This is a genomic window from Corynebacterium sp. HMSC072A02 (assembly GCF_001810085.1).
GTDB classification, from domain to species: Bacteria; Actinomycetota; Actinomycetes; order Mycobacteriales; family Mycobacteriaceae; genus Corynebacterium; species Corynebacterium hesseae.
The window spans coordinates 13,396-39,640 of the sequence record NZ_KV799821.1; the positions used below are offsets into that span (position 1 = coordinate 13,396).

Consider the following 26,245-nt stretch of genomic DNA (forward strand, 5'->3'; position numbering starts at 1 on the left):
TTGCGTCAAGCAACCCTCACACAGTACCGCACTGACCGGCGGAAAAGGAAATCCCTTGTCTCCTCGGCCGTCCCCTAGTGAGTCGCGGCGACGAAGATTGCCGAACTCGCCGGTATCACCGTAAGGAAAAGCAGAGCCAACAACCCCAGCATGATGGGCCAGGTTCGGTCTTCAGAACGCTGAAACAGGTAATAGGCACCCAATACGCACAAGAAACCTATCGTGATGGAGATGATGCCCACGATTGTTATGGTCATCGCGCAAAGTCCCCCGCCAGCGGATCCCTGCCACCGTGCGCGGCACGGACCTTGTCTTCCGACTTGCCCCACATCTGACGGATGATGAGCACGCCGATGGCGATGATGAAACCATCGCGCGTAATCACCGCGATGTCCAGCATCTCGTGCGGCAGGCCCTTGTTCTCCGACCCGAGCATGTGCCAGGTGAGGATGGGCCAGAGGAGGGCGTCGGCAAGCGCCCAGCTAAAAATCAGGCGCCACCGTGGCAGCGCCAAGAGCGCCGGGACAATGAGCCACAGCGAGTACTGCGGCGACCACACCTTGTTGAAGATTAGGAAGGCCATGATGATGAGGTAAATCATCTCAGCCACCCGCGGCGCACGCGGGGTTTTGAGCCCCATGATGGCGATTACCGCGCAGCACGCCAGGAAGGCCACGAGGGAGAAGGTATTAACGAATTCGTTTTCAAGGTCGACTCCCCCAATTCGGCTCAGGAGCGCATAGATCGTGGTCCAATCCAACCCACGCTCTTGGTTGAGCCGGAAGAATTCGCGCCAGGCTTCGGGGTAGGCCACCGCCACGGGAAGGTTCACCACGAGCCACGTCACAACAGTTGCCACGAACATCTTGATGAAAGGTGCCCAGCGCTTGTTGCGGATGGCCAGCACCAGAAAGGAACCCAGAATAAACAGGGGCCACAGCTTAAAGGCCGTGCCAAGCCCAATGAGAATGCCGGCGAGCCAGTTCTTGCCCTTGGTCACCGCAAGCAGAGCGCCGACCATGAACGCCACCGACGGGATGTCCCAATTGGTAAAGGCATGCATGACCACGAGGGGGCTAGCTGCCATGAGGACGGTGTCCCACGCCCGGTTACCCGTGAGCTGGAAAACCATAACCACGGTACCTACCCACACGAGAGACATGATGAGCGCGGTCAACCCGAAGTACCAACTGACATCGGCAATCCCAATCCACTCGACGGCCGGGTAGGTGGTGCGCGCCAGCCAAGCGACGGCGCCCTGGAACATGCCAGCCAACACGGGGTACTCCATGTAGCGCGTGATATCCCCTTCAACCCAGGAATAGGCGTAGGGGAAGCCCGGCTGGTCTAGTCCACGACCCCCATAGAGCGGGATGATGTCGTTGTAACAGAAGGACGCGTACTGGCGGTTGCCAGCCCAGTTCAGGCTGATGAGGCCATCCTCGCCCCGGGTGCTAGCCGCGCAGTTGGCCTTACTCAAGAACCCAAACGCCAGGAATGTCCACGCCAGCGTGATGATCACTCGCAGTGGAGTCCACCACCCGGAGTGGGCCGAGCGAGCAAAACGCCCCGTCGGCCCGCCCAGGGCGTCGACGGCGCCGCGGGCCATCGACTCAGAAGAGAGAGGGACTAGCTGAGAAGTCGTGTGTTGGCTCACCAGGGATCAGTCTCCTATTGGCCAAGTAGTTGGTCGAGGCCATCTCCATTGAGAATCTCATCCAGCGAGGGGACCTCAGGATCGGCGGGCTGAGCCGGTTGCTCAGGCTGGGCCGGCTGCGCCGGGGCATCACCATGCCCCTCGTCATGGTGTTGGCCTTCCTCTGGTTTTGCCTCGCCCTCGCCCTCAGCGGCTTCGCCCTCCGGGCTTGCCGGGGTCTGGTCCCACGTCGTGGTCTGGCTCGGGTCATAGACATAGCCCGAACCCCAACTGCCGACGCCGTAGTTGATCGGATAGGCCTGCGGGAAGGTCTGCTGCTCGACGTTAGCCAGAGAAGTGTCCAAGATGGACTTCCAGATCTTCGTCGGTGCGTCCGAGCCGTACATGATGCCGCCCCACTGATTGAAAATCGCGGAGGTGTTGTCGGCCGTGCCTACCCACACTGCTGTAGCCAGCTGGGGCGTGGAACCGACCATCCACGCATCTTTGTTCTGACCGGTGTCACCCAGCTGCGTGGTACCAGTCTTAGACGCAGACGGGCGCCCGCCAGCTAGCGCGCCATTCGACCATGCGGCAATTGGCTGCATCGCAGAAATAACGTTGTTAGCCACGTTGGCGGAGACACGGCGCTCACCGCCGTCGGTCGGGTTCTCATAAAGAACCTCGCCGTTGGCGTTTTCAACCTTCTGCACGAAGTGCGGTTGGTGCCACACACCCTGGTTGGTCAAGGTAGCCATTGCCGTCGCCATGTCGAGCGGGCGCGATTGATACTGGCCCAACACGATGCCTTCGTACGGCGTACCTCCCTTCTCCGTCAGGGTCTTTTCAATCCCCGGCAGGCTGCGCGCAACGCCCAATGCGTGTGCCATGTCCGCGGTGTCCTGCATCTTGTTTTCCAGGTCATCCTGGAGGCGCAAGAAGGAGGTGTTATAGGAATTCTTCAGCGCTTCGGCGATGCTGCAGCTGCCGCAACCGCCGCCCACGTTGGTCACGATCTGCGATCCTGGCAGCTGGTAGGGCGCCGAGGAGTAATAAGTATTGAGATCGATGCCCTGCTGGAGGGCCGCTGCCAACGCCATGATCTTGAAGACCGAACCGGTCTGCAGCGGGGAGTTGGCGTAATCCCAACCATTGGCATCATCCCCGCCGAAGTAACCGCGCACTGCACCCGTAGCTGGGTCGATGGTCACGGCTGCAGCACGGGCGTCCTCCTGCAGCACCGCAAGCTGCTCGTGGGCCGCGTCTGTCGACGCGTTTTGCACAGTCATGTCAATGGTGGTGGTCACCTTGAGGCCACCGGTGGCCAGCTGGTCCTCGGTAATTCCCACGCGTGCCAACTCGCCGGTGACTTGGTTCTTGATGTGCCCATAAGCACCGGGTGCCTCGGTGTAGGCGGAGTATTCGCTGGGATCACGGGTCTCCGGGAAAGCCATCTGGGACCGCTCAGCCGCATCCAGATCGCCCATCTCAACCAGGCCATCCATGACGTAGTTCCAGCGGTTCTGCGAGCGTTCCTCATCCACCCACGGATCCAAAACCGATGGGGACTGGATGAGGCCGGCGAGCATGGCGCCTTCCTCCACGGTGAGGTCCTTGGCGTCCTTGTTGAAGTAGGCATTGGAGGCAGCCTCGATGCCGTAGGCATTGCGGCCGAAGTACACGGTGTTGAGGTAGGCGTTCAGGATGTCCTCTTTGGCCCACTCATTGGTCATCTTCACCGAGTAGATGAGCTCACGGATCTTGCGGACGTAGGAGTATTCGTCACCCACCAGGGTGTTCTTCACGTATTGCTGGGTGATGGTGGAACCACCACCGGCGGTGCTATCACCCGTGAGCTTGCCCAAGACGGCGCGGCCCAGACCAGTGAAGGAAAAGCCCGAGTTGGTCCAAAACTCACGGTCCTCGGCGGCGAGGACCGAGTCCTCTACGTAATCCGGGATCTCATCCAACGTCACCTGACGGCGGTTACCTTCCGGCGGAACGAGCTTGGCCAACTGAGTTTCACCATCGCCGGCGACGATGGTGGAGATCTGGCTCGGCTGCAGCTCCTTGGGGCCGGGGACGTCGTATTGCGTATACGCGTAGCCGAAGAGCAGGGCGGGAATGCCCACTAGTACAAACAAAACAGCCAGCACGATCCACGGCCAGCGGCGCTTGCGGCCGGACGAACGCTGAGCGCTCTGTGAGGTGCTCTTCCTGCGATTACCTGACTTTCGCCCGGAGGTTTCCTTGTCGGTCACTGATCCGTGTCCTCATCAATCCTGTACAGAAACTGTAAATACATGCAGCTTACCGGCGTGAACTGGGAAGCCAAAACTACCCTAGAGCATAGACCGTGGCAGCTCGAAGCAGATGATTCCAGCGGCACGCCGGACACACTTCCACAAAATGCACGGTAAATTCCAGCCCTTCTGCGGCCATGTCCGCAATTTCCGCAGCGCTCCGCGCACTTCCCGCCCGGCGTTTTAAAGCATCTCCATAAACCCAACGGGTCAGCCGCATTTCTGAACCGCACACTGGGCACGGCTTGCGCATGTCGACGCCATGGTGTTCCGCCGCCGCGCGAAGGAGAAAGTCGGCATCACATAGCTCTTCCCGCGTCACCTTTCCCGCGCGAAGCTCGCGCAGATGCTGTGCACGCTCCCATTCATAAGAGACTTCGTTGCGGTAGGCCACTGCGGACCTTGTCTTTGCAGACTCTGCCTTTGACGGAGAATTCACGCCGGACAGTGTAGTGCCGGCGGCGTCAACAATCTAGGCCCTTTCATAGTGCTTCGCAGTGAGAAACCAAATTTTTTAATCGGCTAACTACCGCTCCGCGAAATTACTAGCTACACTTATTTTCCATGAGTGAAGAAACTATCGAATCCCCCATCCCTTACGAGGATGCCCTGGAAGTCGCCCGCCAGATCCAGCCCGCGCTCAACAAACTCATGCTCATTTTCCAGCGCACGACAGAGGGCACATCCCTCACCACGTCGCAGGTCTCCATCATGAACCAGCTGCGCATGCGCGGCCCTTCGCGCGTGAGCACCATCGCCCAGGCAGAGCTCATCCGGATGCCTACCGCCTCCAATGCGCTGTACCAATTGGAACGCCAAGGTTTCGTGGAACGCCACCGCGACGAGAAGGACCGCCGCGGTGTCCTCGTCGCCCTTACCCAGCTCGGTGAATCCGAGCTGACCATCGTCTCTCGCCAGCGTGCGGCGGCTTTGGCAGAGATCCTGCGTTGGCTCGATCCGGACGACATCAAGGATGCCAACTCCCTGGTTAACCTGATCTCCAAACTGGCCGATGTCTACCGGCCAATCATGGAAGGAAAATAGACCAAAAAGCGCCGGTAGAGCGGATTTTTATTTTAAGGCGTGAAGGGCCGATAATGAATAAAACGACCCCGAACCTTTTGATGAATGGCTAAGAATTCTTCACACCCCGCGGAAGGACAGTGCTCCCCAGACGCCACGGTCCCTCCGCTCCGCGTCCTTGTTTCGTGGAGCCCCAGCTCCACCGGCACGGAAGCTATCGAGTTTGCCGCGTGGATCGCGCGTTCCTCGCCCGTTCAGATCCGCGTGGTATCTACTATTTCGCAACCACTCACCGTGACGTCGCTCAGCAAGCTCACCGGTTCTTATAAAAAGTGGTTCAAGAAGGAGCGCGCCGCCTGCGAGCGGGCCGTCAAACAGGCGTTGAACGCGGCAGGGGTAGACAAGTCCCAGCTCGATAAGAACGTCTCCGTTCTCATCGCAGGGCCCTCGCGCCCGCAGCTCTTGGAGGAGGCGGCCAAGGAATTCAACGCAAGCGTCATCCTCCTCGGCGCAAACCAATCCGCACCCAAGGGCCGTTTCTTCTCCGGCTCTACCGCCGATGCGCTTTTGCACTATGCGCCGCTTCCGGTGGGCTTGACTCCGCGCGGCATCAAGCTGTCCAAGCACGGCATCACCCGCATTAACTTTGCTTTCACCGATCTCGGCAGCGCCGATGATCCCGCTCTCATGCACGCGGCCTGCATTGCGCAGCGCGGCGGTATCCCCCTGCGAATCCTGGCGTTTTCAGCCAAAGGGCTTGTCGACGTCCCCCTCGAATACTCCCCCACCTTTCCTTCCGATGCCCCCAATTGGCGCGAGCACTCGCTTTCGTTGTTGGACCGGGCCCACGATTTCATCGCGGATGCCTACCCCGAGCTTTCGGTCACGACGGCCATCGGCAGCGGCCATGGCTGGTCCGGCGCGGTGGACTCGCTGAAGTGGAAGAAGGGCGACCTCCTCTGCTTAGGCTCCGACCCCATGGGCCCCATCGAGCGCGTCTTCATCGGCAGCACCGCCACCGAGCTGCTCCCGCATCTGGGCGTGCCCGTGCTGGTCTGCCCCAGCACCTACACCGCCGAAGCGCGTTAGACTGGCAGACCATGGCAGCCGAGCACCCCGAAAACGATCTCACGTCCGACGCGGACTATACGAACCTGCCTCGCCCCGAGCCCCGCACATTTGACGAGCTTGCCGACGAACCCGATCCCCTCGCCGTCGCCGAAGCCAACCGCCGCTCCTCGCGCCAAGCTCTGTGGTTTATGATTGCCATCCTTATCGGCTCAGCGCTCTATGCGCTTCTCCTCGCGGGCATCTTTAAGGTCGCCGGAACCACGACCGACTGCCTCCGCGCCGAGTATGCCGCCTGGCTCTGCACGAGGACCCAGCGCACCGTGTTCGCCACGACGACGCTAATCATCCCTTTCATCGGCATGATCGGCTGCGCCGTCATCATGGTGCGCAAGCTCAAGGCCTATGTGCGCTGGCGCGGTTGGATGGCCATCTTCTGGGTCATGGCCGGCAACTTCATGATCTGGTGCATCAACGATATCCAGATCCTGCTCGCCCCGGTTATCGAAAACTAGCCCTGCGCCTGGGCAGCTGCCACCTCGGCGCAATCCGGCCGCCCACAGTGCTGTGTTTCCACATGCTGAATGCAGTCATCGCAGATGAGCACCTGCTTACGGCACGTGTCCTCGTTGATGCAGTTATGGAACGTGTTGGTTCCCGCCCCGCAATGCACACAGTGGCCGAGCTGAATGAAGCCCGGATCCTCTAGGCCCTGGCCAAACTCGTGGTGCATGCGCTTGTCAAAGACGTACATCGAGCCTTCCCACAGGCCATCGTTGCCGTACTTTTCGCCGTAGCGCACAATGCCGCCGTCGATTTGATAGACCTCGTTGAAGCCTCTGTTCTTCATCAGCGCTGAGAGGATTTCGCAACGGATGCCGCCCGTGCAGTAGGAGACCACGGGCTTGTCCTTCATCCAGTCATATTTTCCGGACTCGATTTCGGCGATGAAGTCATGCGTCGTGCGCACGTCCGGCACCACGGCATTCTTAAACTTGCCGATTTCCGCCTCCATGGCATTGCGTCCGTCGAAGAAGACGACCTCCTCGCCGCGCTCTTCTACTAGCTTGTTGACCTCTTCGGGTTTGAGGTGAACGCCGCCGCCGATGACGCCATTCTCATCCACCTTGAGCTCACCCGGCGCGCCGAAGGCCACGATCTCATCGCGCACCTTAACCGAGAGGCGCGGGAAATCCTCCGCACCGCCTTCGGACCACTTGAACTCCATCTTCTTGAAGCCCGGGTACTCGCGGGTTTCGCGCACGTAGCGCTTGCAGGCCTCCATGTCCCCGCCCACGGTGCCGTTGATGCCGTGCTCCGAAATGAGGATGCGGCCCTTCAGCCCGAGCTTCTCGCAGAGGTTACGCTGCCACAGCATGATCGCGGTGGGGTCCTCAATGGGAGTAAAGCAGTAGTAGAGGAGAATCTTGCCAATAGTCACGCCCGCAAGTCTAGGCCTGCTAATGGCAAGATCCCCAATTTTTCGGTGGAGTCTTAGCGCTTCTGGTACAGCGCGCTCTTGCGGGCAAAGACCGGATCGGAGGTCACCAGGACACCTAGGTTGCGGAAGATGCCCTCATCCACGGAACCCAAGATGGTGGTGGTGTGGACATCGCAGCCCTCGAGTTCCTTCAGTGCGTCGAGCGCGCGGCGGGCGTTCTCGTCCTTGGCCGCGGAGACAGAGAGTGCGATGAGCACCTCGTCGGTGTGCAGGCGCGGGTTCTGCGAACCCAGATGCTTGGTCTTCAGCGTCTGGATCGGCTCGATGGATTCCGGCGAGAGCAGGTGCAGGTCATCGTCGATGCCCGCCAGGTGCTTGAGCGCATTGAGCAAGGTGGCCGCCGAGCAGCCCAGAAGTGGGGAGGTGCGGCCGGTGATGATGGTGCCGTCGTGAAGCTGCAGCGCGGACGCCGGGCCGTCGGTCTCCTCCGCCTTCTGACGCGCCGGGAGCACCACCGGGCGGTCGGTGGACTTGATGCCGGCCTTCGCCATGACCACGGCGGCACGCTCGGACTGCGTGGAGTCGAGGCCGTTGCGGGCCTCCTCCACCAAAGTCTTGAAATAGCGGCGGATGATTTCCTGCCGGGAGGCCTCGCGGCAGACCTCGTCGTCGGTGATGCAGAAGCCCACCATGTTCACGCCCATGTCCGTCGGGGACTGGTAGGGAACGGTGCCGGTCAGGCGCTCAAGCAGGGACTTCAGCAGCGGGAAGGCCTCGACGTCGCGGTTGTAGTTCACCGTGGACTCGCCGTGCGCGGAGAGGTGGAAGTGGTCGATGACGTTGGCGTCGTTAAGGTCCACCGTGGCTGCCTCGTATGCCAGGTTCACCGGGTGGTCGAGCGGCAGGTTCCAGATGGGGAAGGTCTCAAACTTGGCGTAGCCCGCCTGCACGCCGCGCACGTTCTCGTGGTAGACCTGCGATAGTGCGGTAGCCAACTTACCGGAGCCCGGCCCCGGCGCGGTGACCACCACGAGGTCACGGGTGGTCTCCACGTAGTCGTTCTTGCCCAACCCCTCCTCGGAGACGATGAGGTCGATGTTGGCGGGGTAGCCCGGGATGACGCGGTGGCGCGCCACCGTCAGCCCCAGGCGCTCGAGGCGCTCGATGAAGGCCTCCGCCTGGCTGTTGCCGTCCTCGAGCTGCGTCATGACGATGTTATTGACAAGGAAGCCGCGGCCCCGGAAGACGTCGACAAGCCGCAGCACATCGTCTTCGTAGAGGATCCCCAGGTCACCGCGCATCTTTTGGCGCTCGATGTCCTTGGCGTTGATGCAGACGAGGATTTCTACGTCATCTTTGATGCGCTCGAGCATCGCAATCTTGTTATCCGGGGTGAAACCGGGCAGCACGCGGGAGGCATGCATGTCATCGAAAAGCTTGCCACCCATTTCCAGGTAAAGCTTCCCACCGATTTCTTTGCGTCGAGCGTTGATGTGCTCCGACTGCAGCTCAATGTATTTTTCACGGTCAAAACCGATTGCGCGCCCCATAGTATTTAGGCCCTTCCGTTCAACGGGTAGTACCCGGAAAGTCTACAGCAGCACTGCCCCCGCGTAGACTTCCTGACATGCCTGAGGGACACGTTATTCACCGCCTTGCTCGGACACTCAATGCGGACTTTCGCGGCGCGCCGCTGGCTGTGAGCAGCCCCCAGGGCAGGTTTGCTGCGGAGGCCGCGCTTGTCGACGCCTCACCCCTCTCCCTCGCCGAAGCCTTTGGCAAGCACCTCTTCCTCCACTTCGATGCGGATAACCCGCGCCACGTGATTTACATCCATTTGGGGCTCATTGGGTCCCTGCGCTTTGAGCCTTCCGCTGATGTGTGGGGGCAAATCCGGCTGCGCATCGATAACGGAACGATGGCCGCGAACCTGCGCGGCCCGCAGTTCTGCACGCTCATTACGGAGGAGGAATACCAGGCCAAGGTGGCGAAGGTGGGCCAGGATCCGCTCCGCACAGATGCCGACTCTGATGCGCTGTGGGCCCGCGTGCATGCCTCGCGGCGCAGCATCGGCGCGATGCTCATGGACCAAGGCCTCTTTGCTGGTGTGGGCAATATCTACCGCGCGGAGGTGCTGTTCCGCCAAGGGCTCTCCCCCTTCATCCCGGGCACGCAGCTCGACCACGCGGAGTTCGATGCCATCTGGTCGGACCTGGTGGAGCTCATGGACTATGGCGTCGAGCACGGCCGCATCGACACGGTCCGTCCCGCGCACACACCGGAGGCCATGGGCCGCGAGCCGCGCAAGGATGACCACGGCGGCGAGGTCTACGTCTACCGCCGCGCCGGGCTGCCGTGCCATGTGTGCGGCACCGAGATCCGGGAGCAGGTCATGCAGGGCCGCAACCTCTTTTGGTGCCCTACCTGCCAACCCGCGCGCTAGGGTGTGGGTTATGCGCCCCGCTTATACCGTTGCCACTGTCCGTGCCGCTGAAAAGCACCTGCTGGAACAGCAATCTCATGAGGATCAGCTCATGAAGCTGGCCGCCGCGGCGGTGGCAGACGCTGCTTCAGTGATGCTGGAGGCTCGCCCCGGCGCGGTGCTCATACTCGCTGGTTCCGGCGGCAACGGCGGGGACGGGCTTTTTGCCGGGGCGGAGCTGGCCTCACGCGGGGTTACGGTCCACGCTCTGGTGCCGGACCGCTGCCACGAGGAGGCCCTCGCCGCGTTCCGTGCCGCCGGTGGCACGGTCCTTCCTTCCGACGCGCTGCCTAACGGCAGCGCGCCCTTAGGAAGCGCGCTGCTTATCGACGCAATCGCCGGCCTCGGATCCGCACGGGGTTTAACCGGCACCGCGCTTTCGCTCTACCGCGAAGCCACCGCTGCCGGGGCTGCTGTCTTAGCCGTCGATATTCCTACCGGCGTCGATCCCGACACGGGAGTGTGCGCCGCGGATGCCGTCCACGCCGACGTCACCGTCACCTTTGGCTCGCCACGCCTCGGCCACGCGCTGGCCGCCGAATGCGGGCAGGTTGTGGTCTCCGATCTCTTCTTGCCCGGCGCACCTTCTTTCGCTGAGACCCTCGCCGAACTCGATGAACCAGCGGCATTCATCGCCCACGAGCCCTCCGTGCCGACGCCCTTTGCGTGGCAATCGGGCGAACTCGATCTGCCGGGCGGGCGCGCTTCCCGCCCCTGGCCAGTTGGCTGCACTGGCCCCATCGTTGATCCCACACCGAGCGCGCGCTCCGATAAGTACTCCGGCGGCGTCGTTGCCCTGGCCGCCGGCAGCAACACGTACCCGGGCGCGGGAATCCTCTGCGCCACCGCGGCGGTGCGCGCCACGCCCTCGATGGTGCGCTTCATCGGCGATAACTCGATTACCTCCCTGCTTCCGGAGCTGGTCTGCCATCCCGATGCGTCCTCCGCCGGTCAGGCCCAGGCCTGGGTCGTGGGCCCCGGCCGCGGTACCGATGCAGCGGCGGCCACCGAACTGCGAAAGGTGCTAGCGCAGGGCCTGCCCACCATTCTCGATGCCGACGCCCTGACACTTTTGGCGCGCAACACCTCCCTGCGCCAGAAAGTTACCGAGCACCCGATGAGCATCCTCACCCCGCATGAAGGCGAGTTCATCCGCCTCTATGAGGCCACCTTCGGCTCTGCTCCCGATGCGTCTGCTGGGTGGGGCGCTGCCCTCCACGAGCTAGCCGAGGAGCTGGACAGCATCATCCTGCTCAAAGGCCGCTTGACCCGCGTTACCGCTCCGGGCCAGCCGATCTATTCCTTCAACGCCGGTCACTCTTTTGCCGCGACCCCGGGCTCCGGGGACGTGCTTTCCGGCATCCTCGGCGCGGTGATGGCCCAGCACTTCGCCAACGCTCCCGCCGCTTCCTCTACCGAGTCCTCGAGCAAGATCATCACCGAGGTCCTCCACGCCGGCGCCATCCACGCGCATGCGGCGGCCATCGCGGCCGAGACCCCCGAGGGCTTCGCGCCCTGTTCGGCCTCCCAGATCGCGGCAGCCATCCCGCGGGCCATTGCCCGGCTCCTCAATGCCGAGCGCTAGCTCCGTGGCCCGGCATTAGCTCCGCCGCTAAGTACGTTTCGATCAAATAGCACCCCAGAAATTCGAAGATCTGGGGCCTTATTTGATCGATCCGTACCTAGCCACCACCGTGTGGGTACGTTTTCGCAACCAAGCCCTAAAATTCCGCGGTTCGCGGGCCACTATTTACGAAAACGTACCGTGGCGCGGCGCAGGATCCCGGACGCGGTACCGACGGACTTGCGCATGAGCCCGCGTGGCCCCACCACCACCGTGCCGCGGCGCAGCGAGGTGTTCTCCCACGGCCACGTCATCCCGGCCCATGCTGCTGCGACGGCAAGAGTCTCTGCCGCGATGTAGCCGGGCCAGGCTCCCAGCAGGTTGATGATGGAGGGACTTCCCGGCGCGTGGTTGAGGAAGCCGTAGTTGCCGTCGGTCTTCGCATTGACCGCCATGGCGGTAGCCATCCACACAGGTGTGACCTTCACGGCGAAGCGATAACCCTTCCACGTCGGCCGGTAACCCAAGCCAAAGGTCAGCGCTAGCGGCACAGCGAGGGCCACGATGTGGAAGAACCAATATGTACCGAACCGCAGCCAGCGCGGGGAGAAGTAGTAGATGACATCCGGGGTGATGATGGCCTGCGGGTTGAGGATGATGCCCCAGAAGTAGGTCAAGGTCAGGGCATGTTCGTTGCCGGTAATGAGCCCCAGCGCCAAGATGGGGCGCAGCACATCGCACAGGTGCAAAGGCAAAGACTCGCGGATATCGAATTGCTTCGGGTCCAGGGAGATAACCGTCCACGCAGTGCCCGCCACCAGCAAGGCCCAGCCCACCATCCGGCGGATGAAGGTCTCGCGGGAGGTTCCCTTGATTCTGCGGGCGGCGACGATAAAGACCCCGCAGGCCACCACGGTGATGCTCAACATGAGCGCATGCAGCGCGGTCCACTGCTGCATGCGCGGGTAGTCAGTCGGGCTTACTCGGGGTTTGCGGGGTCGAATCATAACGGGGTATTAATTTACCCCTTTGTATGAACATGTGAGAGATGAGCGGGTTCCTACGCGGCTAGCTCGGAATATTCGGAGAGCTTTCCATCCTTGACCTCGACCACGGTATCGGCATAGTCCAGCAGGCTGCGGTCGTGTGTGATGAACAGTGTGGCGGTGTCGAAGTCATCGGTGACACCGCGCAGGAGCTTGGCAATCTCGCGGGAGAGCTTGGAGTCGAGGGCAGAGGTGGGTTCGTCGGCAAGCAGCACGGAAGGCTGGCCCATGAGCGCGCGGGCAATGTTGACGCGCTGGCGCTGGCCACCGGAGAGCTGGTTCATGCGGCGGTTGCCAAAGCCTTCCAAGCCCACGAAGCTGAGCAGCTCGTCAGCGCGGTCACCGCGGGGCTTGCGGCCTTCCATGTGGTCAATGATGAGCAGCTGTTCGCGCGCAGTCAGGGCTGCCAACAGGTTGGCCTGCTGGAAGATGAGCCCGCGGGTGCCGTGCATCTCAACGGATCCGGAGTCCGGCTCGATAAGTCCAGCGGCCACGGAGAGCAGGGTGGATTTACCGGAACCGGATTCGCCGATCACGGCGGTGAGCCCGCCGGGCTTAACGTCTAGGCTCACGCCGTCGAGTGCAGTTGTGCGGGACTGGCCGTCGGGGTAGGTCACCACGATGTCGCGCAGTGACAGGGCGGGAGTAACGGTGGTAGTCATTAGGCGTTGCCTCCTAGGGCGTCGAGCGGGTTGATCTTGGAAACGCGGCGGGTGGCCAGGAAGGCACCGGCGATGCCGAGCAGCCAGATGCCGAGCGCGGGGACGATGACGGTCATGGCGGAGACCTCGAAGGGCACAGCACCTTGGGCGGCAAGGCCCAGCAGCCAGCCGACGAGCGCGCCCACCCCAACGCCAATCGCCAAGATGATGGCTGCCTGAGCGATAGCATCCTTGAGCAGGTACTTCACGCTGGCGCCAAGGGCACGCAGGATGGACAGGTCACGGGTGCGCTGAATGGTCCAGATGCTCAGGAAGGCGATGGTGACCAGCGCGGAGATACCGTAGAGGAAGGCTTGCATGGTCAGCAGGGAACCGCGCTCCGAGCTATAAGCCGGCAGGCCGGACAGGGCCTTGCCCATGGACACGGAGGTGTCGGTCGGCTCCTGGGAAAGCACGGCCACGCCCACCATGTCCTCGGGGGAATGGGAGACCTTCTGCCAAGTTTCGGTGGAGACCCACACCACCGGGGAGTGCGAGTAGTACTCATCCTCAACCACTGCATTCACGCCCAAGTCCACGCCGCCGAGAGTGCCCCGGGAGGGCGCATTCATGTCTTCATCGATGGATCGGCTCAAGACCATGCCTTCTTCCGGAATCACGGTGCTGGAGCCGGGGATCTGGGTGCCGGCGGGCAGGCCGATAACCGCCACGCCGCCGTGGCCTTCCAGCTTGGTTTGGGAGGTGCCCAGCGGAATACCAGAAGCGGGGACATCCTCGGCGAATATCTCCGACTCGGTGAAGGAGGGATCTTCCGTCGAGAAGGTCACATAAGGATTCTGCTCCCCGAGTGCCTCAAGTGCGGAGGTATTTTGCTTGGACAGGCCTTGGGTCAGGCCGGACAACATAACGAGCAACAACGTAATTAGAGCCACGACGCCGCCGATCAGGAAGAACCGACCGCGGGCGGTGACTATCTCTCTCAATGCCAGGAACATACTATTTATCCTGCGTGTGCGGGCGCTGAAAGTAATCGGGTAGCCAGTTGAACCTCTACTCAACCGGTTGGTTGATTCGCGCTCCCCCACCTAGGCGATAGGCTGGTGCCTCGTGATGATGAGCAACAAACTGTGGACCGTAGGCCTGCATGCCATGTTCGGCTTCCTCCTCGTGTTCGGAGTGCTCCGCGCCTGGGCAGATGAGCGCCTCGATGCCCGCGTCCTCGGCCTCTCCATCGCACTCGCAGTGGTCTACACGTGTTTCGTCATCTTCGGTTCCCGCACCATTACCCGCCCCGTCCCCACCACGCTGTGGCTCGCCGCTTTGTGCTTGTTGTGGATCGGCCTCATGGTGCACGCCCAAGACTTCATGTGGCTCGAGTTCCCGCTGGTCTTCGTCTTCATCCATGCACTGCCCTTCTGGCCGGGCATTCTCGCCAGCGTGGTCCTGTGGGCCGTGGCCGCCTTCGTCCCCGCGTGGATCCACCCGCAATTCTGGACCGCGGCCGCGGCCATCGGGCCCTTCATTGGCACCTGTTTCGCCGTGGCCGTCTACCACGCCGCCCGCCGGGTTCAGGCGGAGGCGGCGCACCACGAGGCCGTCGCCAAGCAGCTGCGTGAGACCCAAGAAGAGCTCGCCGCCAGCGAGCACCAAGCCGGACGCCTCGAGGAGCGGGAGCGGCTCTCCCGCGAGATCCACGACACCGTGGCGCAGGGGCTGTCCTCCATCGTCCTGCTCAGCCGCGCCGCCAAGAACACCTCCACGCAGCAGGACGTCACCGAACAGCTCGCACTCATTGAGAAGGTAGCCCAGGACAACCTTGCTGAGGCCCGGCGCTTCGTCAAGGAGCTCGCGGCCCCTGCCTCCTCCATCGATAAGGAACTGCGCACACTCGTGGATGAGCTCCAAGCCCAGGCCAAAGGGCTCGGGCTGCGTACTCGCTTCGGGCTCAAACTCACCGGAAGCGCCGAGGTTCCCACCGAGTTTTCCCACGTCATCCTGCGCGCCGCGCGCGAAGGGCTGACCAATGTCATGAAACACGCCGACGCCGACCAAGCCGTGGTCACCCTCGGCTCTTTCGAGGATGGAATCATCCTCGATGTCGTCGATAACGGCCGCGGCATCGACAGTCCGCGCGGCTTCGGGCTCACCGGCCTGGAGCAGCGTGTTCGCAGCGTTGGCGGCACCGTCCAGGTAGAATCTTCACCCGCCGGCACCGCGCTCGCGGTGCGAATCCCAACAGGAGGCAGCAGCAATGGTCAACGTGATGCTCATCGATGATCACCCCGTGGTCCGCGCCGGGCTGCGCGCGATTCTAAACGCTTTCCCCGATATCGAGGTGGTGTTGGAAGGCTCCGATGGCTCGGCCGTCGAAAAGCTGGCGGATGCTGATGCTCCCCACATTGACGTGGTCGTCTGCGATATTCAGATGCCGGATGTTGACGGCATCGCCGCCACCCGGCGCGTGCGCGAGCTCGATGGACCTCCGGTACTCATCCTGACCACCTATGACACGCAGGCGGATATCCTGGCCGCCGTGGAGGCGGGCGCGTTGGGCTACCTGCTCAAGGACGCCCCCGAGGACACCCTGCACACCGCGGTGCTCGACACCGCCGCGGGCAAGCGGACCTTGGCGCCTGAAGTCACGAACCTCCTGGCGGAGCGCTTGGCGCAGCCGGAAACCGCGCTGTCTCCCCGCGAGCTGGAGATCCTGCAAGCGCTGGCCACGGGAGCCTCCAACAAGCAGATTGCCCAGCGGCTTTTCATCTCCGAGGCCACGGTCAAGACCCACCTCATCCACGTCTATCAGAAGCTCGGCGTGGAAACCCGCACCGCAGCCGTCTCCGCCGCCCGCGAGCGAAAGCTCATCCAATAGATGCATACCTACGATTGCATCGTGGTGGGTGGCGGCCAATCCGGCCTGGCTACCGGCTATTACCTGCGCCGCCAGAAGCTCGACTTCCTCATCCTCGACGCCAACTCCTCCCCCGGCGGAGCTTGGCAGCACGTGTGGGATTCACTCACTCTTTTTAGCGATGCCCAGTCCTCCACCCTGCCCGGCTGGCCCATGCCCGCCTACCCGGGTTTCCCGCCGGCATCCCACGTGGTGGATTACCTCACCCGTTATGAGCAGCGCTATGACCTGCCGGTCCGGCACGGGGTGGCGGTGGAGCGCGTGCTTGATGACGCCTCCCGCTTCCGCCTCCTCACCACCCACGGTGAGTTCCGTGCCCGCACCGTCGTGGCCGCGACGGGCACCTGGTCCGCGCCGTTCATCCCCTTCTACCCCGGTGAATTCCAGGGGCGCCAATGGCACACGGCGAGCTACCCGGGGTGCGGTCCTTTCTTAGAGCGCGGCCACAACAATCCTGTGGCCGTTGTCGGTGCTGGTAATTCCGGCGCGCAGATTGCCGCCGAGCTCGCCCTCGCCGGCGTGGACACCACGTGGTTTACCGCGCACCCTCCGCGCTGGATGCCGGATGATGTGGACGGGCGCGTGCTCTTTAGCCGCAACCGCCAGCGCATGCTGGCCAAGCTACGCGGCGAGCCGGACCCGGGCTCCGAAACAGAGCTGGGGGATATCGTCATGGTCCCGCCTGTGCTCAAAGCCCGCGATAGTGGGATTCTGAACGCCACCGGCATGTTCTCCTCACTCGAGGAGCTCAACCGCGAGGGCTTTAGCGATCTCATCTGGGCCACCGGCTTCCGCCCAGCACTGCGCCCCTTCCCCGGGCTTTTGGCAGAAGGAAAGCCCACGGTGGAAGGTTTCTTCCCCGTGGGCTATGGCTCGTGGACGGGCCCGGGCTCGGCCACGATTACTGGTGTCTCACCCTATGCGCGGCGGGTGACGGGGGACGTCGCCAAGCTCGTTCGCTCTACCCACTAGGCGCTACAACGCCACCATGGCGAGGAGCACCACCGCTGCCAGCGCAAGGAGGAATCCCAGGCGCCGCAGAATCTTTGTCTGCCCTTCGCGCCCCAAGCGCGCCATGAGTACGGCGCCGAGAACAGAACCCACGGTGTTGTATAGAAGGTCATCGACATCGCTAAAGCCCAGGGCAAAGATATACTGGGCGCTTTCTATGCACAGGCTGACCATCAGGCCGATGAGCATCGCCCCGCCCAGGCCCCATTTAATACCCGACAGGTTGCGTCCCGCTACGTAGAGCGCCGCGCCCAGCGGCATGAAGAGAGCGATATTTCCCACGAGGTCGGTCCACCCGCCGTACCACACGGAAGAGTTCTCAAAACCGCCTAAGAGCTGGGTGTTCACCTGGCGCACGGCATGCGCGGAGCCGTCAACCACGCCTGGGATGTCCATGAATGGCTTGCCCACCGTCGCCAGCATCACGACCACCAAGGACAGGGCCGCGACTAGGAAGGAATCACGAAGCAGGTGCCGATACGGATCCGGCGCGGGCCGCAGCCTATTGCGCGGGTGTTGAGCTTTAATCCCAGTCATGCGCTTCACCCTAACGATGTTCTCTGGACGCTGGCTGAAGCATTGGCCAGAAAACGCTGCTTCACATCCTCTGTACGATAGTGCCCATGAGCACACTCATTGTCACTCGCACGGAGTCCGGAGTAGCCCATTCCTTCCAGGAGCAGCCCCTGCTCGGGGAAGGTGACACGGTTGTAGATGTGCAATTTTCTTCCCTCAATTACAAGGACGCTATGGCCCTGGAGGGCAATAAGGGCGTCATGCGCATCGATCCCCTCGTTCCCGGTATCGATGTGGTGGGCACTGTGGCGGAGACTTCCGATTCTCGCTTGAGCCCCGGCCAGCTGGTCGTCGCCTGCGGCGATGGCTTGGGCGAATTCCGCCACGGCGGCTACACCACACGCCAGCGCGTCAATGCAGAGGCCACCATCCCCGTGCCCCAGCGCTTCAGCGCGCACGATGCCGCCGCGATCGGCACGGCCGGCTACACCGCCGCTATCTGCGTGAACCAGCTGCGCGCGCACGGCACCACGCAGGGCCATATCTTGGTTACCGGCGCCACTGGCGGCGTGGGCTCAGTCGCGGTCCAGCTGCTCAAGTCCGCTGGCTACGAGGTCACCGCCGTGACCGGCCGCGTGGATTCCCAGTCTGAATATCTCACCGCACTCGGCGCGGATCACGTTCTGGATCGCGCGGCGTTGTCGGAGACCGGCCGCCCGCTGCAGAAGGCGCTGTACGACGGCGCCATTGACACCGCCGGCTCCACCGTCCTGGCCAACGTGCTGGCACAGGTGCGCTGGGGTGGTGTGGTTGCGGCCACCGGTATGGCGGCCGGCCCGGATCTTCCCGCTTCGGTGCTGCCGTTCATCTTGCGCGGCATCGTCCTGGCCGGCGGCAATTCGGTCGACGCGCCCCGCGCGGTGCGCGAGGCTGCTTGGCAGCTTCTCGACGAACACCTCGACCTCAACATGCTGAACTCGATCACGGAAACGGTGCCGCTTTCCGACGTCGCCACCGCAGCCACCGAGCTGCGCGCCGGCTCGCGGCACGGGCGCACGGTGGTTGAGATTTAGGCCGGCGCAGAGCGCACCGCGTCCCGCTGTTTAGTGCACGCGGTTGTTTAATGCACGCGGTGGGAGAGGGATTCGTCGTCTGTGCCGGGGGCATTGCCCAGCTCGCCCGTGGTGTCATCGTCGCTGCGGGCCAGCCAAACAGAGGAGATCACCAGTCCGCCCCAGATGACGACGACGAAGAGGATGAAGAGCAGGATTGCGCTTGTAATCATTGTCGTTGACCTTTCCTAATACTCGTTACTTGTCATCCGCGGTTTGTGTAGCGGTGTTAGCCGTGGCAAGCGGGTTCGGGGTGCCGGCTGGGCGCCCACCTACGGGGACGCCGTAGTCCGAGGTCTCCATGCCATCCAGGTACTTGTTCCCGCGGAAGGCCACCAGCGGCATGAGGAAACTGGCGAGCAAGATGATGCCCAACACCGCCCAGCCAAAGAGGCCAATCTGGGTGGAGGAGTAGCCTTCATAGCCCTCGCGGGCAATGGTGAGGATTTCGTTGACCAGGAAGTAGACCAGCAGCAGCGGGGTGGCGATGAAGGTCAGGAACTGCCAGAAGCCACCGACCTTGAACTGCGATACAGCATTGAGGTGCTGCTGAATCTCGCGGCGGCGGCCGGTGACCCAGCCGACGACCACCAGGGCACAAATAGAGCCGAAGACGATGCCCAGGTTGTTGGTGAACTTATCCATGATGTCCAGCGTGACCAGGCCCGAGGACGTGGAGAAAAGAACACACGACACCACAGCCATGGTGCCGCCTACGGTGATGGCGGAAACGCGGCGAGAGATGTTGAACTTATCTGCCACGGCGGAGACGACGACTTCCATGATGGAAATCAGCGAGGTCACGCCGGCCAGGAAGAGAGAGCCGAAGAAGAGGACCCCGAACAGTCCGCCGAGCGGCATGAGGTTGATGATCGTCGGGAAAGCGATGAAGGCCAGGCCGATGCCGGAGGATGCCACCTCATCCACCGCCACGCCCTGCTGGGCGGCCATGTAGCCCAGGGTGGCGAAGACGCCGATGCCGGCCAGCACCTCGAAGGAAGAGTTAGCAAAGGCCGTAACCAGGCCGGTGTTGGTGAGGTTGGTGCGCGGCTTGAGGTAGGAGGCGTAGGTAATCATGATGCCGAAGCCAATGGACAGGGAGAAGAAGATCTGACCGTAGGCGGCGATCCACACCGACGGGTTGCTCAGCACGGACCAATCTGGGGTGAAGAAGGCGTTGAGGCCCTCGGCGGCGCCGTCGAGGAAGAAGGCACGGATGACCAGGATGATGAACATGACGGCCAGGACAGGCAGGAAGATGGACGTCAGCTTGCCGATACCCTCATTGATGCTCGTGGCCAGCGTGGCGATGCAGACGATCCACACGAGGATCATGACGCCAAGGATGGACGGGACGATGTGCCCTGAGTAGGTCGCCTCCGGCTCTGCTTGGAGGAAGTCACCCATGAAGTACTCCGCAGGATCATCGCCCCATGCCTGGGTCACGGACTTAACGGTGTAGAGCGCCGCCCAGGCAATGATGGCGGCGTAGTAGATGGCGATGAAGAAGTTCACGCCGACCTTGAACCAGCCGATTCCCTCCCAGCGGCTGCTGATGCGACGGAAGGCCAGCGGCGCAGAACCACGGAAACGGTGACCAATAGCCAGGTCGAACCACAGGATGGGAATACCGGCGGTGAGCAGGGCAACCATGTACGGGATGAGGAAGGCACCGCCACCGTTGTCATAGGCAACATACGGGAAGCGCCAGATGTTACCCAGGCCGACGGCTGAGCCGATAGCAGCCATAAGGAAGACGAAGCGCGTATTGAAGGTATCGCGCGTTGAGCGAGTCTTGTGCGGGGTTGATGTGGTCATGAGAGAACTTTCTTCTTGAGCAAATATCGCGCACGAGCAAGACCGCAGGAATTGTTTATACGGGCCGCGTACGACGAGTATTAGCGAGAATCTTAGCCTACCTGCCAACCTATAGGTACCGTTTTGAGTTTTTATTTCTTGGCATCTAGCCCACCCCAACCCCATGGTCAGGAGCCCAAAACCGACAAACCCCTCAACGCCTATCCCCTGCCCGAAACGATGGGGTCCGGGAGGAAGCTAAGCGATGAAGGGTAACGGGGGAAGAAGCCGCGCGACTATACGTGCAGATCGCGGTCTTGAATCCCCTTGGGAACGGCGAGCACACCGATGAGGGAGACAATCGAAATCGCGACGCCATAAGCCGCGATAGCCATGGAGGTCTCAAACTTCGTGTAAAGCATCTCCGCGATCATCGGGGCGAAAGCACCACCGATAATGGAGCCGAAGGCATAGCCGATGGACACGCCTGACAGGCGCACCTTCACCGGGAACATCTCCGCGTACATCGCCGATTGCGGGCCATAGCTCGCGCCCAAGATGACGCCAAGGAGGAACACGGCCGCGCCGAAAAGCATGACATTGCCGGAATCGACCGCAAGGAATACCGGGGTGATGTAGAGCGCCAAGACGATGTAACCACCAATGAATGTCGTACGGCGCCCAATCTTGTCAGACAGGTGGCCAAAGTACAGCGTTCCGAAGAACCAACCGACAGACGCGATAAGGGCAACGGCTAGGGCTTGCGGGCGCGTATAGCCCACGACCTTCGTGCCATAAGCAGTGAAGTAGGCGATGACGAAGTAGCCGATAGCGTTGTTAGCGGCAAAGATGAGCGCGCACTTGATCACGGTTCCCAAGTGCCCCTTGAACAGGACTGCCAGCGGTGCGGAGGACTTTTCCTTCAGCTCTTCCATTTCCGCGAAAGCCGGGGACTCTTCTACTGCTCGGCGAATGAGGTAGCCGAGGACAATGAGCACCACAGAAGACAGAAATGGAATGCGCCAACCCCATGCAACGAACTGCTCTGGGGTCAGGACAGTGGAGAGGACCAGCATGAAAATGGTGGCAAGGAACATACCAAGAGGCACGCCCACCTGCGGGAAAGCGCCAAACAGTCCTCGCTTTCCTTGCGGTGCGTGTTCCACCGACAGCATCGCTGCGCCGCCCCATTCACCGCCTGCAGAAAGGCCTTGAAGGATGCGCAGGACCACCAACAAAATGGGCGCCGCCATGCCGATGGATGCATAGGTCGGCAGCACACCCATCAACATCGTGGCCAGACCCATGCCAACCAACGTGACCACAAGCACCGGCTTGCGGCCAAGCCTGTCACCCAAGTGGCCGGCCAGAATTGCACCGAGTGGGCGGAAGAGGAAGGAGATGCCCAGCGACGCCCAGGAGATGATCTGCGCGAGCGAGGCGCTTTCATTGGAGACCGGATCGAAGTACTGGGTGGCAAAGATCAGGCCGGCGGCCTGGGCGTAAATGAAGAAGTCGAACCACTCAATGGTGGTGCCGACCATCGAGCCGGCGAGCACACGCTTGTGCTCTGTTGTGATTCCCGGCCCTTGGGCAGGCTGTTGGGTGACTGGTGCAGACATAGTGGGATTCTTTTCTCTATGGGTGCAGAAGCACGGTGGATACAGTTAAGCCAGTGAAAAAGGGACAAATACTGAGCTAAGACGCGCCGGAAGGGCCGAGAACGGACTACTTATCGCGGTTGTCGACGATCCTCTTTGCCTTGCCCTCACCGCAATCGACATGGTCAGTGATTTCCACACCTACGGTGATGCCGATGCGCTCCTTGATCTGTTTCTTCAGCCACTGGGCAGAAGCGTCGACCTGATCAGGGGTTGCCTCCGAGGAGTGCTCAACCACTAGGGTGAGGTGGTCCATGCGGCCACGCTTGCTCAGCACACACTGGTAGCGCGGGCGCAGCACGCGGTCCTCGGTGATAATCTCTTCGAACTGTGACGGGAAGCAGTTCACGCCGCGCAGGATGATCATGTCATCGTTACGAGCGGAAATGCGGTCGATTCGACGCATCGAACGCGCAGTGCCCGGGAGCAAGCGGGTGATGTCGTGGGTGCGGTAGCGGATGATCGGGAAGGCCTCCTTCGTCAGGGAGGAGATGACCAACTCGCCGTACTCGCCGTCCGGCACCGGCTGAAGGGTGTCAGGATCGATAATCTCTGGATAGAAGTGGTCTTCCCAAACGGTCAGTCCGTCCTTGGTCTCAACACACTCCTGAGCCACGCCAGGGCCCATCACCTCGGAGAGGCCGTAGATATCGGTGGCCGTGATACCGAAGCCTTCCTCGAGCTCGCGACGCATTCCCTCGCTCCAGGGCTCAGCGCCAAAGACGCCGGCGCGCAGGGAGGATTCGCGCGGGTCCAGGCCTTCCTTACGCATGCGGTCAAGGAGGTTGAGCACGTAGGACGGGGTGCCCAGAATCGCGTCCGGCTGGAAGTCCTGCATGATCTGAATCTGACGCTCCGTCTGGCCACCGGAGGTAGGAATTGCCGTAGCACCCAAGGCTTCAACGCCATAGTGGGCACCCAGGCCGCCAGTAAAAAGACCATAGCCGAACGTAATCTGCACCTTATCGCTCTTTCGCAGGCCACCTGCGCGCAGCGAACGAGCTACGAGCTCCGCCCAAATGCGCACGTCGTTTTCGGTATAGCCCACGACAGTCGGGCGTCCGGTGGTACCGGAAGAAGCGTGAATGCGCGAAATCTGGTTCTGGCCTACGGCAAACATTCCGAAGGGGTATTCCGCACGGAGAGTTTCTTTATCCGTGAACGGGAACTGCGCAAAGTCCGACAGCTCCTTGAAGTCATCCGGGTGAACACCCTTCTCATCAAACGCGCGGCGGTAGTGCGGGACGTTGTAGTACGCGTGGCGCAGCTCATTCTTCGCGCGTGCGGTCTGCAGCGCGATGATTTCATCTCGGGAAGCGTACTCAATACCCATCTGGGGGCCGTGGTGGTCGGAGAAAATGTCAAACGTTGCGGTCACGTCATTTGCCTTTCATTTCGAGGAGAGGGGAACCACACCCTTTAAGCTCCCTCGAAAGTGCTGCAAGAAGTTGGTTAGCTGGGACAACGCACAACACGTGCGATACTTACTTACCGTTCGGTTAGGTAAGTCTTGTGACGTACACTACAGACCACAGCGGTGATAGACAACACATTTACACCAAGTTTTTGAACCACGGCACATCTATGCAGGCCACGGCGGTTTCACACGCAAAAGAAGCCCCCACCCCCGAATTGAGCGACAACGCCGGGGCGAAACGCAGGTTCGGAGCTACTTCATTGCGTGCGGCGCTAGGCCGCTGAAAACAACACTTTCAAACGTGTTGGCCAGCTCCTCGGCATCGATTCGCCCTTCCGGCTCGTACCAATCGGACGTCGAGTTGATCATTCCAAAAATCATGCGCGTCAACAGCGGGGCTTCAATGTCGGAGCGGATAGCACCCTCCTCCTGGGCTTCCTCCACCAGCGGAATCACAGAACGCGTCAACACCCGACGGCGCTCAAGCGCGGAGCGCTCCACCTCGGAGTTACCCCGCAACCGGAGCAAGAGCGCAACGGACTTCGGGTCAGAGCACAGCACCTCAATCGAGCCACGCAGCAGCCCACGTACCTTCTCCCCCGCCGAGAGATCGGCCGCCGCCATCTCCTCCGCAACCGCTTCCAACCGTTTCAGCGCCTGGACCACCGTGAGCTCCAGGATCTCTTCCTTCGAAGAAATGTGGTGATAGAGCGCGGACTTGGAGATCCCCAATTCACTCGCCACGTTATCCATCGACGTGGCGTCGTAACCGCGGGCAGTAAAGGCGCGGACAGCTGCACGAATGACATCTTCACGGGAGTAGCCGGGGCGGCCACGGACCGCGCCCTGAGCGATGGACTTCTCTTTATTCACGCAGTCCATTCAAGCAGAGAGCCCCGCGCGCCGTTAGACTAGTGAGCCACCACACCCCTTTACCTGCTCCCTCGGTAGCACTGCGGAAGACCCTTCCCAAGGAGAAATTCCCATGAGCACCGAACACCCCATCCTCGCCCCCGGCGTCGCCGAAGGCCCCGAGTTTACCCACGTGCGCGCCATGTTCGATGACGACCGAGCCACTGCGGAAATTGGCGCGAGAATCACCACGTTGGACCCCGGCAAATGCGAAGGCCACTTCACCATCCGCCCAGAGATGTGCAATGGGCATGGCACAGCGCAAGGTGGCTATCTGTACATGTTCGCCGATTCCATCTTCGCCGGCGCCTGCAACTCCGGTGGCGAGTTGGCCGTCGCCGCGCACAACTCAATCCACTACATCGCCCCCGCCTTCGAAGGGGACGTCGTTGATGGCGTCGGGATAACCCGCCAAGCCTGGGGACGCAATGGCGTCGTCGACGTCACCCTCAGCATCAAGGGAAAGCCCATCGCCGAATTCCGCGGCACATTTCGCGTTCTTCCCGCTAAGCCGCAGAACCGTAACTCCTAAAGCCCAGCTACAGACCTAGCAGCGATTCATTCGAAAATAGGGCACAGCTCACAAACATGGTTGACATAGCTCACACCTGCCCCATATACTGACCAACCAGTCAGTAAGTATCACCGAGCCGACACTGAGCAGAGAGGGAACGATTCCTCCCATGACCCCATCAGAAAAGACACTCGCCGCCGTCCCGGCCGCGGATGACGCACAAGCACAGCAGCACTTCGACGAGCTCATCGCCGAAGATTCGCGCATCGAGCCCACCGACTGGATGCCGGCTGCCTACCGCAAAACCTTGACGCGCCAGATTTCCCAGCACGCCCACTCCGAAATCATCGGCATGCAGCCGGAGGCCAACTGGATTACCCGCGCGCCGTCACTTAAGCGCAAGGCCATCCTCATGGCGAAGGTGCAAGACGAGGCCGGCCACGGCCTCTACCTCTACTCCGCCGCGGAGACCTTGGGCACGCCGCGCGACGAGCTGGTGCAGCAGCTGCTCGACGGCACCGCCAAGTACTCCTCCATCTTCAACTACCCGGCGCGCACGTGGGCCGACATCGGAGCCATCGGCTGGCTGGTGGATGGCGCCGCCATCTGCAACCAGGTTCCGCTCTGCCGTGCTTCCTACGCACCCTATGGCCGCGCCATGGTTCGCATCTGTAAGGAAGAGTCCTTCCACCAGCGCCAGGGCTGGGAGATCCTCTACGAGCTTTCCCACGGAACGCCCGAGCAGAAGCAGATGGCGCAGGAAGCCATCAACCGCTTCTACGGGCCGGCACTGCAGATGTTCGGCCCACCGGACGATGACTCCCCCAACTCCAAGCAGTCCATGGCATGGAACATCAAGCGCTTTTCCAACGACGAGCTGCGCCAGCGCTTCGTGGACATGATCGTTCCGCAGGCCGAGGCCCTTGGCCTGCACTTCGAAGACCCAGACCTGAAGTGGAACGAGGAGCGCGGCCACTATGACTTCGGCGAGCTCGACTGGTCCGAATTCAAGGCCGTCATCAAGGGCGAGGGTCCCTGCAATGTGCAGAGGATGCAGCGGCGTCGCCAAGCACATGCCGACGGCGCCTGGGTCCGCGAAGCCGCCGCGGCCTACGCGGAGAAGCACCACTCGGCTGATACCTCGCTTATCGCCTAAGCCCAAGCACACC

The 26,245-nt window shown here is 61.9% G+C and carries 26 protein-coding genes; 11 read left to right on the plus strand and 15 right to left on the minus strand.

All coding sequences use genetic code 11. The annotated features are described in order from the left end of the window. Window positions 1-74: 74 nt before the first annotated feature. The 4 genes from HMPREF2698_RS02325 to HMPREF2698_RS12850 all read right to left on the minus strand — a co-directional run bounded on the left by HMPREF2698_RS02325 (window position 75) and on the right by HMPREF2698_RS12850 (window position 4,333). Window positions 75-257, minus strand: a complete 183-nt coding sequence (locus tag HMPREF2698_RS02325) for a hypothetical protein (RefSeq protein ID WP_070524214.1) — start codon at window positions 255-257, stop codon at window positions 75-77. Continuing rightward, complete coding sequence (locus HMPREF2698_RS02330) at window positions 254-1,609, minus strand: glycosyltransferase family 87 protein (protein WP_070561801.1); 1,356 nt, start codon at window positions 1,607-1,609, stop codon at window positions 254-256. The genes HMPREF2698_RS02325 and HMPREF2698_RS02330 overlap by 4 nt, the downstream gene beginning before the upstream one ends. A 62-nt stretch (window positions 1,610-1,671) precedes the next feature. Then, on the minus strand, window positions 1,672-3,897 hold the full coding sequence (locus HMPREF2698_RS02335) for a transglycosylase domain-containing protein (protein WP_070561803.1): 2,226 nt from the start codon (window positions 3,895-3,897) through the stop codon (window positions 1,672-1,674). A 76-nt stretch (window positions 3,898-3,973) separates the two neighbouring features. After that, a complete protein-coding gene (locus HMPREF2698_RS12850; RefSeq protein ID WP_083303768.1) occupies window positions 3,974-4,333 on the minus strand; it encodes a DUF5318 family protein in 360 nt (119 codons plus the stop codon). Window positions 4,334-4,503: 170 nt separating this feature from the next. Between HMPREF2698_RS12850 and HMPREF2698_RS02340 the strand changes: the two genes are divergently transcribed. The 3 genes from HMPREF2698_RS02340 to HMPREF2698_RS02350 all read left to right on the plus strand — a co-directional run bounded on the left by HMPREF2698_RS02340 (window position 4,504) and on the right by HMPREF2698_RS02350 (window position 6,545). Further along, window positions 4,504-4,983, plus strand: a complete 480-nt coding sequence (locus HMPREF2698_RS02340) for a MarR family winged helix-turn-helix transcriptional regulator (RefSeq protein ID WP_070524207.1) — start codon at window positions 4,504-4,506, stop codon at window positions 4,981-4,983. 84 nt (window positions 4,984-5,067) lie between these two features. Further along, on the plus strand, window positions 5,068-6,051 hold the full coding sequence (locus HMPREF2698_RS02345) for a universal stress protein (RefSeq protein WP_070561805.1): 984 nt from the start codon (window positions 5,068-5,070) through the stop codon (window positions 6,049-6,051). Between the two features lie 11 nt (window positions 6,052-6,062). Further along, the gene (locus HMPREF2698_RS02350; protein ID WP_070561807.1) at window positions 6,063-6,545 is read left to right on the plus strand and encodes a hypothetical protein; all 483 of its coding nucleotides are present in this window, start codon (window positions 6,063-6,065) and stop codon (window positions 6,543-6,545) included. Here HMPREF2698_RS02350 and HMPREF2698_RS02355 read toward each other — a convergent pair. Both HMPREF2698_RS02355 and HMPREF2698_RS02360 read right to left on the minus strand, forming a co-directional pair. After that, a complete protein-coding gene (locus HMPREF2698_RS02355) occupies window positions 6,542-7,471 on the minus strand; it encodes an oxygen-dependent tRNA uridine(34) hydroxylase TrhO (RefSeq protein ID WP_070533722.1) in 930 nt (309 codons plus the stop codon). The two genes, HMPREF2698_RS02350 and HMPREF2698_RS02355, sit on opposite strands and share 4 nt — an antisense overlap. 53 nt (window positions 7,472-7,524) lie before the next feature. After that, window positions 7,525-9,021 (minus strand): DUF1846 domain-containing protein, encoded by a 1,497-nt coding sequence (locus tag HMPREF2698_RS02360; protein ID WP_070524200.1) that lies wholly within the window; start codon window positions 9,019-9,021, stop codon window positions 7,525-7,527. 77 nt (window positions 9,022-9,098) lie between these two features. On the opposite strand from HMPREF2698_RS02360, the gene HMPREF2698_RS02365 reads away from it, so the two are divergent. After that, window positions 9,099-9,914 (plus strand): Fpg/Nei family DNA glycosylase, encoded by an 816-nt coding sequence (locus HMPREF2698_RS02365; protein ID WP_070561809.1) that lies wholly within the window; start codon window positions 9,099-9,101, stop codon window positions 9,912-9,914. Window positions 9,915-9,924: 10 nt separating this feature from the next. Continuing rightward, the gene (locus HMPREF2698_RS02370; protein WP_070561811.1) at window positions 9,925-11,538 is read left to right on the plus strand and encodes an NAD(P)H-hydrate epimerase; all 1,614 of its coding nucleotides are present in this window, start codon (window positions 9,925-9,927) and stop codon (window positions 11,536-11,538) included. 161 nt (window positions 11,539-11,699) lie between these two features. On the opposite strand, the gene HMPREF2698_RS02375 is transcribed toward HMPREF2698_RS02370, so the two are convergent. From HMPREF2698_RS02375 to HMPREF2698_RS02385, 3 genes are read right to left on the minus strand one after another with little or no spacing between them, the layout of a single operon-like run. Continuing rightward, the gene (locus tag HMPREF2698_RS02375; RefSeq protein WP_070561813.1) at window positions 11,700-12,524 is read right to left on the minus strand and encodes a YwaF family protein; all 825 of its coding nucleotides are present in this window, start codon (window positions 12,522-12,524) and stop codon (window positions 11,700-11,702) included. A gap of 53 nt (window positions 12,525-12,577) precedes the next feature. After that, window positions 12,578-13,225, minus strand: coding sequence for an ABC transporter ATP-binding protein (locus tag HMPREF2698_RS02380; protein ID WP_070561815.1), 648 nt, complete (start codon window positions 13,223-13,225; stop codon window positions 12,578-12,580). Continuing rightward, a complete protein-coding gene (locus tag HMPREF2698_RS02385) occupies window positions 13,225-14,220 on the minus strand; it encodes an ABC transporter permease (protein WP_070561816.1) in 996 nt (331 codons plus the stop codon). Before HMPREF2698_RS02385 ends, HMPREF2698_RS02380 begins: the two co-directional genes overlap by 1 nt. Window positions 14,221-14,335: 115 nt before the next feature. Between HMPREF2698_RS02385 and HMPREF2698_RS02390 the strand changes: the two genes are divergently transcribed. Genes HMPREF2698_RS02390 through HMPREF2698_RS02400 form a run of 3 tightly spaced genes read left to right on the plus strand, consistent with a single transcriptional unit; the run spans window position 14,336 to window position 17,108 of the window. Next, window positions 14,336-15,502, plus strand: a complete 1,167-nt coding sequence (locus HMPREF2698_RS02390) for a sensor histidine kinase (RefSeq protein ID WP_070561818.1) — start codon at window positions 14,336-14,338, stop codon at window positions 15,500-15,502. Then, on the plus strand, window positions 15,477-16,097 hold the full coding sequence (locus HMPREF2698_RS02395; protein ID WP_070561820.1) for a response regulator: 621 nt from the start codon (window positions 15,477-15,479) through the stop codon (window positions 16,095-16,097). Before HMPREF2698_RS02390 ends, HMPREF2698_RS02395 begins: the two co-directional genes overlap by 26 nt. Next, the gene (locus HMPREF2698_RS02400; protein WP_070561822.1) at window positions 16,098-17,108 is read left to right on the plus strand and encodes an NAD(P)-binding domain-containing protein; all 1,011 of its coding nucleotides are present in this window, start codon (window positions 16,098-16,100) and stop codon (window positions 17,106-17,108) included. Between the two features lie 3 nt (window positions 17,109-17,111). On the opposite strand, the gene HMPREF2698_RS02405 is transcribed toward HMPREF2698_RS02400, so the two are convergent. Next, complete coding sequence (locus HMPREF2698_RS02405; protein WP_168164015.1) at window positions 17,112-17,684, minus strand: VanZ family protein; 573 nt, start codon at window positions 17,682-17,684, stop codon at window positions 17,112-17,114. Between the two features lie 86 nt (window positions 17,685-17,770). Between HMPREF2698_RS02405 and HMPREF2698_RS02410 the strand changes: the two genes are divergently transcribed. After that, a complete protein-coding gene (locus HMPREF2698_RS02410) occupies window positions 17,771-18,736 on the plus strand; it encodes an MDR family oxidoreductase (protein ID WP_070561824.1) in 966 nt (321 codons plus the stop codon). A 47-nt stretch (window positions 18,737-18,783) separates the two neighbouring features. Here HMPREF2698_RS02410 and metS read toward each other — a convergent pair whose 3' ends face one another. The 5 genes from metS to HMPREF2698_RS02435 form a co-directional block, all read right to left on the minus strand. Then, window positions 18,784-18,948: a methionine/alanine import NSS transporter subunit MetS gene (gene metS, locus HMPREF2698_RS02415; protein ID WP_070561826.1), complete on the minus strand. Its 165-nt coding sequence runs from the start codon at window positions 18,946-18,948 to the stop codon at window positions 18,784-18,786. 25 nt (window positions 18,949-18,973) lie between these two features. Beyond that, complete coding sequence (locus HMPREF2698_RS02420) at window positions 18,974-20,593, minus strand: sodium-dependent transporter (RefSeq protein ID WP_070561828.1); 1,620 nt, start codon at window positions 20,591-20,593, stop codon at window positions 18,974-18,976. Window positions 20,594-20,868: 275 nt separating this feature from the next. Beyond that, entirely contained in the window at window positions 20,869-22,194 is a 1,326-nt protein-coding gene (locus tag HMPREF2698_RS02425; protein WP_070561830.1) for an MFS transporter, read from the minus strand. A gap of 106 nt (window positions 22,195-22,300) precedes the next feature. Beyond that, window positions 22,301-23,566, minus strand: a complete 1,266-nt coding sequence (locus tag HMPREF2698_RS02430) for an AMP-binding protein (RefSeq protein WP_154736235.1) — start codon at window positions 23,564-23,566, stop codon at window positions 22,301-22,303. Window positions 23,567-23,902: 336 nt separating this feature from the next. Next, window positions 23,903-24,532 (minus strand): TetR/AcrR family transcriptional regulator, encoded by a 630-nt coding sequence (locus tag HMPREF2698_RS02435; protein WP_070561834.1) that lies wholly within the window; start codon window positions 24,530-24,532, stop codon window positions 23,903-23,905. Window positions 24,533-24,635: 103 nt separating this feature from the next. Between HMPREF2698_RS02435 and HMPREF2698_RS02440 the strand changes: the two genes are divergently transcribed. Both HMPREF2698_RS02440 and paaA read left to right on the plus strand, forming a co-directional pair. Next, the gene (locus HMPREF2698_RS02440) at window positions 24,636-25,094 is read left to right on the plus strand and encodes a hotdog fold thioesterase (RefSeq protein WP_070561836.1); all 459 of its coding nucleotides are present in this window, start codon (window positions 24,636-24,638) and stop codon (window positions 25,092-25,094) included. 151 nt (window positions 25,095-25,245) lie between these two features. Beyond that, the gene (paaA, locus tag HMPREF2698_RS02445) at window positions 25,246-26,232 is read left to right on the plus strand and encodes a 1,2-phenylacetyl-CoA epoxidase subunit PaaA (protein ID WP_070561838.1); all 987 of its coding nucleotides are present in this window, start codon (window positions 25,246-25,248) and stop codon (window positions 26,230-26,232) included. Window positions 26,233-26,245 lie beyond the last annotated feature (13 nt).

Bases quoted from the DNA above. Each gene is read 5' to 3' on its own strand.
- HMPREF2698_RS02375 (WP_070561813.1), bottom strand. From the start codon at position 12,524: ATGATTCGACCCCGCAAACCCCGAGTAAGCCCGACTGACTACCCGCGC.
- HMPREF2698_RS02395 (WP_070561820.1), top strand. From the start codon at position 15,477: ATGGTCAACGTGATGCTCATCGATGATCACCCCGTGGTCCGCGCCGGG.
- paaA (WP_070561838.1), top strand. From the start codon at position 25,246: ATGACCCCATCAGAAAAGACACTCGCCGCCGTCCCGGCCGCGGATGAC.
- HMPREF2698_RS02345 (WP_070561805.1), top strand. From the start codon at position 5,068: ATGGCTAAGAATTCTTCACACCCCGCGGAAGGACAGTGCTCCCCAGAC.
- HMPREF2698_RS02430 (WP_154736235.1), bottom strand. From the start codon at position 23,566: ATGGGTATTGAGTACGCTTCCCGAGATGAAATCATCGCGCTGCAGACC.
- HMPREF2698_RS02400 (WP_070561822.1), top strand. From the start codon at position 16,098: ATGCATACCTACGATTGCATCGTGGTGGGTGGCGGCCAATCCGGCCTG.
- HMPREF2698_RS02390 (WP_070561818.1), top strand. From the start codon at position 14,336: ATGATGAGCAACAAACTGTGGACCGTAGGCCTGCATGCCATGTTCGGC.
- HMPREF2698_RS02340 (WP_070524207.1), top strand. From the start codon at position 4,504: ATGAGTGAAGAAACTATCGAATCCCCCATCCCTTACGAGGATGCCCTG.
- HMPREF2698_RS02405 (WP_168164015.1), bottom strand. From the start codon at position 17,684: ATGACTGGGATTAAAGCTCAACACCCGCGCAATAGGCTGCGGCCCGCG.
- HMPREF2698_RS02440 (WP_070561836.1), top strand. From the start codon at position 24,636: ATGAGCACCGAACACCCCATCCTCGCCCCCGGCGTCGCCGAAGGCCCC.
- HMPREF2698_RS02360 (WP_070524200.1), bottom strand. From the start codon at position 9,021: ATGGGGCGCGCAATCGGTTTTGACCGTGAAAAATACATTGAGCTGCAG.
- metS (WP_070561826.1), bottom strand. From the start codon at position 18,948: ATGATTACAAGCGCAATCCTGCTCTTCATCCTCTTCGTCGTCGTCATC.
- HMPREF2698_RS02425 (WP_070561830.1), bottom strand. From the start codon at position 22,194: ATGTCTGCACCAGTCACCCAACAGCCTGCCCAAGGGCCGGGAATCACA.
- HMPREF2698_RS02325 (WP_070524214.1), bottom strand. From the start codon at position 257: ATGACCATAACAATCGTGGGCATCATCTCCATCACGATAGGTTTCTTG.
- HMPREF2698_RS02410 (WP_070561824.1), top strand. From the start codon at position 17,771: ATGAGCACACTCATTGTCACTCGCACGGAGTCCGGAGTAGCCCATTCC.
- HMPREF2698_RS02350 (WP_070561807.1), top strand. From the start codon at position 6,063: ATGGCAGCCGAGCACCCCGAAAACGATCTCACGTCCGACGCGGACTAT.
- HMPREF2698_RS02370 (WP_070561811.1), top strand. From the start codon at position 9,925: ATGCGCCCCGCTTATACCGTTGCCACTGTCCGTGCCGCTGAAAAGCAC.
- HMPREF2698_RS02385 (WP_070561816.1), bottom strand. From the start codon at position 14,220: ATGTTCCTGGCATTGAGAGAGATAGTCACCGCCCGCGGTCGGTTCTTC.
- HMPREF2698_RS02435 (WP_070561834.1), bottom strand. From the start codon at position 24,532: ATGGACTGCGTGAATAAAGAGAAGTCCATCGCTCAGGGCGCGGTCCGT.
- HMPREF2698_RS02420 (WP_070561828.1), bottom strand. From the start codon at position 20,593: ATGACCACATCAACCCCGCACAAGACTCGCTCAACGCGCGATACCTTC.
- HMPREF2698_RS02380 (WP_070561815.1), bottom strand. From the start codon at position 13,225: ATGACTACCACCGTTACTCCCGCCCTGTCACTGCGCGACATCGTGGTG.
- HMPREF2698_RS02330 (WP_070561801.1), bottom strand. From the start codon at position 1,609: ATGGCCCGCGGCGCCGTCGACGCCCTGGGCGGGCCGACGGGGCGTTTT.
- HMPREF2698_RS02365 (WP_070561809.1), top strand. From the start codon at position 9,099: ATGCCTGAGGGACACGTTATTCACCGCCTTGCTCGGACACTCAATGCG.